This is a genomic window from Pseudomonas sp. SbOxS1 (assembly GCF_013416725.1).
Classification (GTDB): Bacteria; Pseudomonadota; Gammaproteobacteria; order Pseudomonadales; family Pseudomonadaceae; genus Aquipseudomonas.
In genome coordinates this window covers 204399-215570 of record NZ_JAAVXC010000004.1, presented here as the reverse complement: position 1 = coordinate 215570, position 11172 = coordinate 204399, and the positions used below count along the sequence as shown (strand labels likewise).

General features: G+C 63.0%; 6 protein-coding genes. 5 read left to right on the top strand and 1 reads right to left on the bottom strand.

Annotated features, from left to right (window positions below):
* The first annotated feature begins 230 nt into the window (after window positions 1-230).
* From HFK74_RS07185 to HFK74_RS07175, 3 genes are all read left to right on the top strand, one after another.
* Complete coding sequence (locus HFK74_RS07185) at window positions 231-1406, top strand: L-rhamnonate dehydratase (protein ID WP_180202916.1); 1176 nt, start codon at window positions 231-233, stop codon at window positions 1404-1406.
* A 42-nt stretch (window positions 1407-1448) separates the two neighbouring features.
* On the top strand, window positions 1449-2444 hold the full coding sequence (gene araD1, locus HFK74_RS07180; RefSeq protein WP_180202915.1) for an AraD1 family protein: 996 nt from the start codon (window positions 1449-1451) through the stop codon (window positions 2442-2444).
* 135 nt (window positions 2445-2579) lie between these two features.
* Entirely contained in the window at window positions 2580-4160 is a 1581-nt protein-coding gene (locus tag HFK74_RS07175; protein WP_180202914.1) for an aldehyde dehydrogenase (NADP(+)), read from the top strand.
* A 116-nt stretch (window positions 4161-4276) separates the two neighbouring features.
* Here HFK74_RS07175 and HFK74_RS07170 read toward each other — a convergent pair whose 3' ends face one another.
* On the bottom strand, window positions 4277-5176 hold the full coding sequence (locus tag HFK74_RS07170) for a DMT family transporter (protein ID WP_180202913.1): 900 nt from the start codon (window positions 5174-5176) through the stop codon (window positions 4277-4279).
* Between the two features lie 162 nt (window positions 5177-5338).
* On the opposite strand from HFK74_RS07170, the gene aceK reads away from it, so the two are divergent.
* Both aceK and hrpA read left to right on the top strand, forming a co-directional pair.
* Window positions 5339-7051 carry a bifunctional isocitrate dehydrogenase kinase/phosphatase gene (aceK, locus tag HFK74_RS07165; RefSeq protein WP_180202912.1) on the top strand — a complete coding sequence of 571 codons (1713 nt, stop codon included), beginning with the start codon at window positions 5339-5341 and terminating at the stop codon, window positions 7049-7051.
* A gap of 167 nt (window positions 7052-7218) precedes the next feature.
* Entirely contained in the window at window positions 7219-11130 is a 3912-nt protein-coding gene (hrpA, locus tag HFK74_RS07160; protein WP_180202911.1) for an ATP-dependent RNA helicase HrpA, read from the top strand.
* Window positions 11131-11172: the final 42 nt, after the last annotated feature.

The following is an 11172-nucleotide window of genomic DNA, read 5'->3' as shown; positions in this document are numbered from 1 at the left end:
GCTGGCAAGCCAGCTCCTACAGTTTTATGGAATGCCTGATAACTCGATCTACCGGATAACTGCTTTTTCCTATCACCCCAGGTTATCGCCGGATACGCATAAGTGATTATCCGCAGCCCCCGGGCGCTGGCTACAGTCGCTCCATCGAATGCCTGGCACCGGTCAGCCGAGCGGCTCCAGGCAGCGACACAACAATGACAAGAAGCCGGCAGCGCAAGGAAACTGTATTCATGAAAATCAAAGCGATCCGTACCCGCGTTTTCGAGTGGAAAGGCAAAGTCGTCCCACCTCAGGCGCACTTCTGCACCAACGCCAGCGACATCCTGTTCGAGCGCGGCGACGCCATGGGCTCGTTCCGTTTCCACGGCTGGCTGGTGGTGGAAGTCGAGACCGACAACGGCCTCATCGGCATCGGCAACTGCGCCCTGGCGCCGCGGGTGGCCAAGGAAATCATCGACACTTACCTCGCACCCATCGCGATTGGCGAAGACCCGTTCGACAACGAATACATCTGGCAGAAAATGTACCGCCAGAGCCATGCGTGGGGGCGCAAAGGCATCGGCATGGCGGCCATATCGGCGATCGACATCGCCATCTGGGACATCATGGGCAAGGCGGTCAACAAGCCGGTGTTCAAGTTGCTCGGTGGCCGTACCAAGGAAAAGATCTGGACCTACGCTTCCAAGCTCTACGCCAACGACAACCTCGACCTGTTCCTCGAAGAAGCCCAGGGCTACCTGAACCAGGGGTTCACCGCGCTGAAAATGCGCTTCGGCTACGGCCCGAAAGACGGCCCGGCGGGCATGCGCAAGAACATCGAACAAGTGCGCGCCTTGCGTAACCTGGCCGGCCCCGACGTTGACATCATGCTCGAATGCTACATGGGCTGGACCCTCGAATATGCCCGGCGCATGTTGCCGAAACTGGCCGAGTTCGAGCCGCGCTGGCTGGAAGAGCCGGTGATCGCCGACGACATCGAGGGATACATCGAGCTGAAAAAAATGGGGATCATGCCGATCTCCGGCGGTGAGCACGAGTTCACCTCCTACGGCTTCAAGGACCTGCTCGAACGTCGTGCCGTCGACGTGATCCAGTACGACACCAACCGCGTCGGCGGCATCACCGCCGCGCGCAAGATCAACGCCATGGCCGAGGCCTGGTCAGTGCCGGTCATCCCCCATGCCGGGCAGATGCACAACTACCACCTGACCATGTCCACCACCGCTTCGCCGATGGCCGAGTTCTTCCCGGTGTTCGACGTCGAAGTCGGCAACGAGCTCTTCTACTACGTGTTCAAGGGCGAGCCGCAACCGGTCAATGGCTACATCCAACTCGACGACAACAAGCCGGGCCTGGGCCTGGAAATCTCCGATGAGTACTTGAGCGACTTCAACATCATCGAGTGACCCTGTGGTGAGCCACTTATCCACGACTTTCCGGAGGGCGACATGCGCCTGATTCAATTCGAAAACACTGCCGGTGAACGCCAGGTCGGGCTCGTCGACGGGGCCCAGGTCCAGGTGCTCAAGGGCACCCGCAACACCCGCGAACTGGCACTCGCGGCGATCCGCGCCGAGCGCAGCCTGCAAGAAGAAGTCGCCTTGCGCGGTACCGAGCCGGGCCCGGACTACGCACAGCTGTTGAAGCAGGGCCAGGTCCTGCCCCCGCTGGACCATGAAGACCCGGCCCATTGCCTGATCAGCGGCACCGGCCTGACCCATCTGGGTAGCGCCTCGGCGCGGGACAAAATGCACCAGCAGGAGGGCGCCGTCGAAGCCGGCATGACCGACACCATGCGCATGTTCAAATGGGGTCTGGAGGGCGGCAAGCCAGCGGCCGGGCAGGTCGGTGCGCAGCCGGAATGGTTCTACAAGGGCGACGGCAGCATCGTCGTGCGCCCCGGCGCGGACTTCCCGGTGCCGCCGTTTGCCGAAGACGCCGGTGAAGAGCCGGAGCTGACCGGGCTCTACGTGATCGGCGACGACGGCCAGCCGTATCGCGTAGGTTATGCCTTGGGCAATGAGTTCTCCGACCATGTCATGGAACGGCGCAACTACCTGTACCTGGCCCACTCGAAACTGCGCTGCTGCGCCTACGGGCCGGAGCTGCGAGTCGGTGAATTGCCCAGGCACCTGGTGGGCACCAGTCGCATCAAGCGCAATGGCGAAACGATCTGGGAAAAGGAGTTTCTCAGTGGCGAGGACAACATGTGCCACAGCCTGGCCAACCTCGAGTTCCACCACTTCAAGTATGCGCAGTTCCTGCGGCCCGGTGATGTTCATGTGCACTACTTCGGTACCGCCACGCTGTCGTTTGCCGATGGCGTGAAGACCCAGCCGGGGGATCGCTTCCAGATCAGCCTCGAAGAGTTCGGTGCGCCACTGGTGAACGGCATCGGCGAAAGTGCCCAGCCGTTGCCCATCGGTCAGGTGCGTGCCCTCTGATCCCTGTAGGAGCCGGCTTGCCGGCGAAAGCGATCCGGCACGCGACGTTGTTGTTTGCCATGCCATGGCCTTCGTCGGAACGCCGCCCGCAGCAAGCCGGCTCCTACAGGTCTGCAATCGATCAAGGAATTCGAAATGACCACGATACTCGGACACAACTATATCGGCGGCCGCCGCAGCGCCAACGGCACCTTGCAACTGCAAAGCCTCGATGCGACCACCGGCGAGCCGTTGCCCGGCACCTTCTTCCAGGCCTCCGAAGCCGAAGTGGACGCTGCTGCCAAAGCCGCCGCCGCGGCGTATCCGATCTACCGTAACCTGAGCGCGGAAAAACGCGCGACGTTCCTCGATGCCATCGCCGATGAAATCGATGCGCTGGGCGATGACTTCGTCGCCACCGTATGCCGCGAAACCGCGTTGCCGGCCGGGCGTATCCAGGGGGAGCGGGGTCGCACCAGCGGCCAGTTGCGCTTGTTCGCCAAGGTGCTGCGTCGCGGTGATTTCTACGGCGCACGCATTGACCGGGCGTTGCCGGATCGCCAGCCATTGCCACGCCCGGATCTGCGGCAGTACCGCATCGCCCTGGGGCCGGTCGCGGTGTTCGGCGCGAGCAACTTCCCGTTGGCATTCTCCACGGCCGGTGGCGATACCGCCTCGGCCCTGGCCGCCGGGTGCCCGGTGGTGTTCAAGGCCCACAGCGGGCACATGGCAACCGCCGAATGGGTGGCGGACGCCATCATCCGCGCCGCCGAGCGCACGGAGATGCCGGCCGGGGTGTTCAACATGATTTATGGCGCTGGCGTGGGTGAATGGCTGGTCAAGCACCCGGCGATCCAGGCGGTGGGTTTCACCGGTTCGCTCAAGGGTGGCAATGCCCTGAGCCACATCGCCGCGAGCCGGCCACAGCCGATCCCGGTGTTCGCCGAGATGTCGAGCATCAACCCGGTGTTCCTGCTGCCCGAGGCGCTGGCCGTGCGCGGTGAACAGATCGCGGCGCAGCTCGCCGGTTCCGTGACCCTGGGGTGTGGGCAGTTCTGTACTAATCCGGGCCTGGTCATCGGCCTGCGCTCACCGCAGTTCAGCACTTTTCTCGAAACCTTTTGCGCGAGCATGAACCAGCAACCTGCGCAAACCATGCTCAATGCCCCGGCGCTGGCCAGCTACAGCCGAGGCCTGGGTGAGCTGCACGAACATCCGGGGCTGAGCCATCTGGCGGGCAAGCCACAGCAAGGCAACCAGGCGCAGCCGCAAGTGTTCAAGGCCGATGTCAGCCTGTTGCTCAAGGGTGATGAACTGCTTCAGGAAGAAGTCTTTGGGCCGACCACCATCGTCATCGAAGTCGAGGACCGCGCGCAGTTGGCGGCGGCGCTGCAGGGCCTGCGCGGGCAGTTGACGGCGACCTTGATCGGCGAGGCTGACGAGTTGCTGGAGTACCGCTGGCTGGCGGAGATGCTGCAGGAGAAGGTCGGGCGGATTCTGCTCAATGGCTACCCGACCGGTGTCGAGGTGTGCGAAGCGATGGTGCATGGCGGGCCGTATCCGGCCACGTCCGACTCGCGGGGAACGTCGGTCGGCACCCTGGCCATCGACCGCTTCCTGCGCCCGGTGTGCTTCCAGAATTATCCGGATGCGTTGTTGCCCGAGGCTTTGCAGAATGGCAATCCGCTGGGGATTCGGCGGTTGGTGGATGGGGAGGTGAGTCAGTCTGCTTTGTAGTGCTTGAGCGATCGCCTTCGCGGGCAAGCCTCGCTCCTACAGTGGTTCTATGCACGCCATAAAACCCCGTAGGAGCGAGGCTTGCCCGCGAAGGCGTCATCAGCGGCGCCGCAAATTTACCTGCCAGCCACCTTCACCGCAGCAGGCTTCAACACCAACCACAACGCCGCCGCGATCAACACCCCGCCATAAACATGCGCCATCGACAGCGGTTCATCGAGAAACAGCGCCCCCCACAACACCCCGAACGGCGGGATCATGAAGGTCACGGTCGACGACTTGACCGGGCCGATCGCGCTGAGCAGGCGGAAGTAAATGATGTAGGCAAACGCGGTACACGCCAGCCCCAATCCCAACAACGACAACCAGACACTCCAGCCGCCCCAGCTCGCCGGCGGCTGGCTGATCACGCTGTAGCCGAACAACGGCAACAGGAACAGCGTGGCGCCGAGCATGCTGCCCAGCGCCGACAGGCGACTGTCCAGCCCACCGGCCTGGTCGAGCCAGCGGCGGGCAAGAAACCCGGCAAAGCCATAACAGGTGGTGGCGAGCAGACAGGCGAGGGCGCCCATCAGCAATTGCAGGTCGAAGGCCATGGGACCCGCGCGGGTCAGCACGCCGACGCCGAGCAACCCGAGGAATACACCTGCGAGCTTGGCGCCCGAGAGTCTTTCATGGAAGAACAACCCGCCGATCAATACGCCCATCAGCGGTGTGGTGGCGTTGAAAATGGCCGAGTACCCGGCCGGAAGCACCTGCGCGGCCACGGAATACAGGGTTGCCGGAATCCCGGAGTTGATCACTCCGAGCAGCATCACAGTCTTGAGTTTGCCTTTGAAATCCCAGCTGATGCGCATCAGCCCGAGGATCAGCAACAGGCCGGTAGCGGCAATCGACACGCGGAAAAAGGCCGTGGGAATCGTGCCTATCACCGGGGCGATGATGCGCATGAACAAAAAGCTCGCACCCCAGATGGCCGCCAGTGACAGTAAACGCAATAGATCGACGGGGTTCACAGCGTGTTCCTTGCTTGATGGGGTCGAGAGTGTTGCCGAGCCTCTAAACGATGGCAACCGCAAAACGCGCATATAACTCCCGAGGGCGTCGAAATTACACTTCTCCTGCACCCGCTTCACTGGCTAAGCTCAGGGCTCACGAATTCCCGCAGAGGTCTCACCATGCCGCAGCAATGGCCAGCCGCCGACATCGCCCGCCTGATCCTCGATGGCTTTGACGATTACCGCGAGCATTTCCGCCAGATCACCGACGGCGCCCGGGCCCGCTTCGAGCAGGCCAAGTGGCAGGAGACGCAGTCGGCGTCGGCGGCGCGGATCAATCTCTACGAAGAAAAGGTCAGTGAAACGGTGGCGCGCCTGCACACCGCCTTTGACACCGACACGCTGGACGTCAGTTGCTGGCCGCTGGTCAAGAGCGCGTACATCACCTTGATCGACCTGCGCTTCGACGATGAATTGTCCGAGACCTGGTACAACTCGATTTTCTGCGGGCTGTTCAGCCATGACCTGATCAGCGACGGCTGCATGTTCATCCACACCACGCGGCCGAGCCTGCGCCGGGCCCGTGCCGCGCAAACCCGCACCTACAAACCCCAGGGCCAGCTGTCGGGCATGCTGGCGAGCATCTTTGCCGATTATCGCTTCAGCGAGGAGTACGCCGACCTGCCGGGCGACCTGCGCCGCCTTGAAGCCCAACTGCGCGAGAACCTGCCGGACTGGGTGTGCAAGGACCCGCAACTCAGCGTCGAACTGTTTTCCTCGGTGCTCTACCGCAACAAGGGCGCCTACCTGGTGGGGCGCATCTACACGGCCGATGAGCAATGGCCGCTGGCGATCCCGCTGCTGCACCTCGAGGGGCGGGGCATCCAGATCGATGCACTGATCACCGACGAAGCCGACGTGTCGATCATCTTCTCCTTCACCCGTTCGTATTTCATGGTGGATGTGCCGGTGCCGGCGGAGTTCATCGGCTTCCTCAAGCGCATCCTGCCGGGCAAGCACATCGCCGAGTTGTACACCTCGATCGGTTTCTACAAGCATGGCAAGTCCGAGTTCTACCGGGCGCTGATCAACCACCTGGCCAGCACCGACGACCAGTTCATCATGGCCCCCGGCGTGCGCGGCATGGTCATGAGCGTGTTCACCCTGCCGGGTTTCAACACCGTGTTCAAAATCATCAAGGACCGCTTCTCGCCGTCGAAAAACGTCGACCGCGCCACGGTGATCGAGAAGTACCGGCTGGTGAAGAGCGTCGACCGTGTCGGGCGCATGGCTGACACCCAGGAGTTCGCCGACTTCCGCTTCCCGCTGGGCAAGTTCGAGCCGGCGTGCCTGGAGGAACTGCTGGAGGTCGCGCCGTCCACGGTGTCGGTGGAAGGCGACACGGTGCTGATCCGTCACTGCTGGACCGAGCGGCGGATGACGCCGCTGAACCTGTACCTGGAAAACGCCAGCCCGGCGCAGGTGCGCGAGGCCCTGGAGGATTACGGCCTGGCGATCAAGCAACTGGCGGCGGCGAACATCTTTCCCGGTGACATGCTGCTCAAGAACTTCGGCGTCACGCGACATGGGCGGGTGGTGTTTTATGACTATGACGAGATCTGCTTCCTGACCGAAGCCAACTTTCGGCACATCCCGCAGCCGCGTACACCGGAAGATGAGATGGCGTCCGAGCCGTGGTATTCGATCGGGCCGCTGGATGTGTTCCCCGAGGAGTTCCCGCCGTTTCTCTTTGCCGATTCGGGGCAGCGCAAGTTGTTCGATCAACTGCATGGTGAGCTTTATAACGCCGATTACTGGAAAAGCCTGCAAGAAGCCATTCGGGCGGGGAAGGTGATCGATGTATTCCCGTATCGACGCAAGGGCCTGGACTGACGCCATCGCGAGCAGGCTCGCTCCCACATTTGAATGTGGTGCACCCAATTGTGTGGACGCCGCAGGTCCACTGTGGGAGCGAGCCTGCTCGCGATCGGCCGCGCAGCGGTCGTAAAATCTGCGACAATCCCCGACCTGCGCCACTAGACGACTGAATTGCGTACCCGATGACCGACGAATCGCCCTCCATCGACAAACTGCTGAAAAACCTCGATCACGCCATGCTCGCCGACCGCCACCGGCTGCGGCGGCAGTTGCTTGAGCTGCGCAAGAAACCCGACGAGGCCAAGCTGGCCCAGTGGGTGGCGCGCATGCAGGCGTCCTGTGACCAGGTGCAGGCACGCAAGGCCAGCCTGCCGGTGATTCGTTACGACGACAGCCTGCCGATCGCCGCCAAGCGCGACGAAATCAAGAAGGCGCTGGAAAAGCACCAGGTACTGATCATCGCCGGCGAGACCGGTTCGGGTAAAACCACCCAGCTGCCGAAGATCTGCCTGGAAATCGGGCGCGGCCAGCATGGCCTGATCGGCCACACCCAACCGCGCCGAATTGCCGCGCGCAGCGTGGCCGCCCGGGTGGCGGAAGAACTCGGCACGCCATTGGGCGCCCTGGTCGGCTATCAGGTGCGGTTCGAGGATCAAAGCGATTCCAATACCCTGATCAAACTGATGACCGACGGCATCCTGCTGGCGGAAACCCAGAACGACCGTTATCTGGAACGCTACGACACCATCATCGTCGACGAAGCCCACGAACGCAGCCTCAACATCGATTTCCTGCTCGGCTACCTGAAAACCCTGCTGCCGCGTCGTCCGGACCTGAAGGTCATCATCACGTCGGCGACCATCGACCTGGAGCGCTTCTCCAAGCATTTCGACGATGCGCCGATTGTCGAAGTCTCCGGTCGTACCTTCCCGGTGGACACTTGGTATCGGCCGCTGACCCTGGAACAGGACGAGGAAGGCAACCGGGTCGAGGACGACCTGACGGTGGACCAGGCGATCCTCGCCACCCTCGACGAAATCGCCGCCTACGAGCGCAGCGAACGCCGCAGCCCCGGTGACGTGCTGGTGTTCTTGCCCGGCGAGCGCGAGATTCGCGACGCCGCCGACATGCTGCGCAAGGCCCAGCTCAAGCACACCGAGATCCTGCCTTTGTACGCGCGCCTGTCGCCGGCCGAGCAGCAGCGGATCTTCCAGTCGCACCCGGGCCGGCGCGTGGTCCTGGCGACCAACGTCGCGGAAACCTCGCTGACCGTGCCGGGCATCCGTTACGTGATCGACAGTGGCACCGCGCGCATCAGTCGCTACAGCTACCGCGCCAAGGTCCAGCGCCTGCCCATCGAAGCCATTTCCCAGGCCAGTGCCAACCAGCGCAAAGGCCGATGCGGACGGGTCGAGCCGGGCATCTGTGTGCGCCTGTACAGCGAAGAGGATTTCCTCGGGCGCCCGGAGTTCACCGATCCGGAAATCCTGCGCACCAACCTGGCCGCCGTTATCTTGCAGATGCTGCATCTGCGCCTCGGCGAGATCACCGCGTTCCCGTTTATCGAACCGCCGGACGGCAAGGCGATCAGCGACGGTTTCAACCTGCTGCAAGAACTCTCGGCAGTGGACCGCAACAGCCAACTGACCCCGCTCGGTCGTCAATTGGCGCGGCTGCCGGTGGACCCGCGCATGGGGCGCATGCTGCTGGAAGCGGCGAAACTCGGCAGCCTGCAGGAAGTGCTGATCGTCGCCAGCGCCATGTCGATCCAGGACCCGCGCGAACGTCCGCCGGAGCGCCAGCAAGCGGCGGATCAGGCCCACGCGCAATGGAAAGACTCCGACTCGGACTTCGCCGGGCTGGTCAACCTGTGGCGCGGGTTCGAAGAGCAACGCCAGGCACTGACCGCCAGCCCGCTGCGCAACTGGTGTCGCAAGAATTTCCTGAATTACCTGCGTCTGCGCGAGTGGCGCGATTCCCATCGCCAGTTGAGCCTGATCTGCCGCGACATGCAGTTGAGCCTCAATAAAGAGCCGGCGGACTATCCGAAGCTGCACAAAGCGGTGCTGGTGGGGTTGCTGAGCCAGATCGGCCAGAAAACCGAAGACGGCGACTACCTCGGCGCGCGTCAGCGCCGTTTCTGGATTCACCCCTCCTCAGGTATCGGCAAGAAGCGCCCGCAATGGCTGATGACCGCCGAACTGGTGGAAACCACCAAGCTGTATGCACGGATGGTGGCCAAGATCGATGCCGACTGGATCGAGCCGCTGGCCGGGCACCTGATCAAGAAAAACCACTTCGAACCCCATTGGGAGAAGAAGCGTGGCCAGGTCGTGGCCTTCGAGCAGATCACCCTGTTCGGGCTGATCGTGGTCGGCCGCCGGCCGGTGCACTACGGTCCGGTCGATCCGGTGGTGTCCCGTGAACTGTTCATCCGTGAAGCCTTGGTGCGTGGCGAGATTCAGTCGAAAGCCAGGTGCCTGACGGCCAACAAGCAGTTGCTCGAACAACTTGACGAACTGGAAGCCAAGGCCCGTCGCCGGGACATCCTGGCTGACGAAGAAACCCTCTACGCCTTCTACGATGCGCGCCTTCCGGCAGAGATCCACCAGACCGCGACCTTCGACAGCTGGTACCGGATCAACAGCCAGAAAGACCCGCAATTGCTGATCATGCGCGAAGAAGACGTGCTGGCCCGCGAAGCCAGTGAAGTCACCGCCCAGCATTATCCGGACACGCTGCACATCGGCGACCTGGAACTGGCCCTGAGCTACCACTTCGAACCGAACCACCCGCGCGACGGCGTGACCCTGCGTGTGCCGGCACCGCTGTTGCCGATGCTGCCGCCGGAACGCCTGGAGTGGCTGGTGCCGGGGGTGATCGAAGCCAAGTGCATTGCGCTGGTGCGCAACCTGCCGAAGGCGTTACGCAAGAATTTCGTGCCGGTGCCGGATTTCGTCAAGGCCGCGTTGCAGCGCATGACCTTCGCCGAAGGCTCGTTGCCCCAGGCCTTGGGTCGCGAGTTGTTGCGCATGACCGGCGCCCGTGTCAGCGATGAAGCCTGGAGCGAGGCGGCCCAGCAGGTCGAAAGCCACCTGCGGATGAACCTGGAAATCGTCGACGCCCAGGGCAAGTTCCTCGGCGAAGGGCGCGACCTGGCCGAGCTGACGGCGCGTTTCGCCGAGGCCAGCCAGGCCGCCCTGGCCGTGCCGCAAACCGCGAAAAGCCAGCAGCCGGTCGAACCGAAAGTGTTCGCTGCCGTCGCCGAGAAAACCCAGCAGAAGATCGCCGGCCTGTCGATGACGGTCTATCCGGCACTCGTGGAAGAGGCGGGGACGGTCAAGGAAGGACGATTCTCGACGCCGGCCGAAGCCGAGTTCCAGCATCGCCGCGCCTTGCAGCGCTTGCTGATGCAGCAACTGGCGGAACCAGCGAAGTTCCTGCGCGGCAAGTTGCCGGGCCTGACCGAAATGGGCCTGCTGTACCGCGACCTGGGGCGTGTCGATGCACTGGTGGAAGACATTCTGTTGGCCAGCCTCGACAGCTGCATCCTCGAAGGTGAAGAGCCCTTGCCACGCGACGGTGCCGGCCTGGCATCGCTGGCTGAACGCAAGCGCGGCGCCTGGACCGAACATGCCGAACGCGTGGCCAGGCTGACCCTGGAAATCCTCAAGCACTGGCACGGCCTGCAAAAACGCTTCAAGGGCAAGATCGACCTGGCGCAAGCCGTGGCCCTGAACGACATCAAGCAGCAGCTCAGCCACCTGGTGTACCCGGGGTTTGTCCGGGAAACGCCGATGCAGTGGCTCAAGGAACTGCCGCGATACCTCAAGGCCATCGAGCAGCGTTTCGAAAAAATCGGCGCCCAGGTGCAACGGGATCGGGTCTGGAGCGGCGAGTTGTCCGGCCTCTGGACGCAATACCAGACCCGCGCCAACAAACACGCCCAGGAAGGCAAGCGCGATCCGCAGCTGGAACTGTATCGCTGGTGGCTGGAGGAATACCGGGTGTCGCTGTTTGCCCAGCAACTGGGAACCAAGGTGCCGATCTCCGACAAGCGCCTGAGCAAGCAGTGGAGCCAGGTCGAGCCCTGACACGAACCCTTGTAGGAGCTGGCTTGCCAGCGAAGGGGCCCT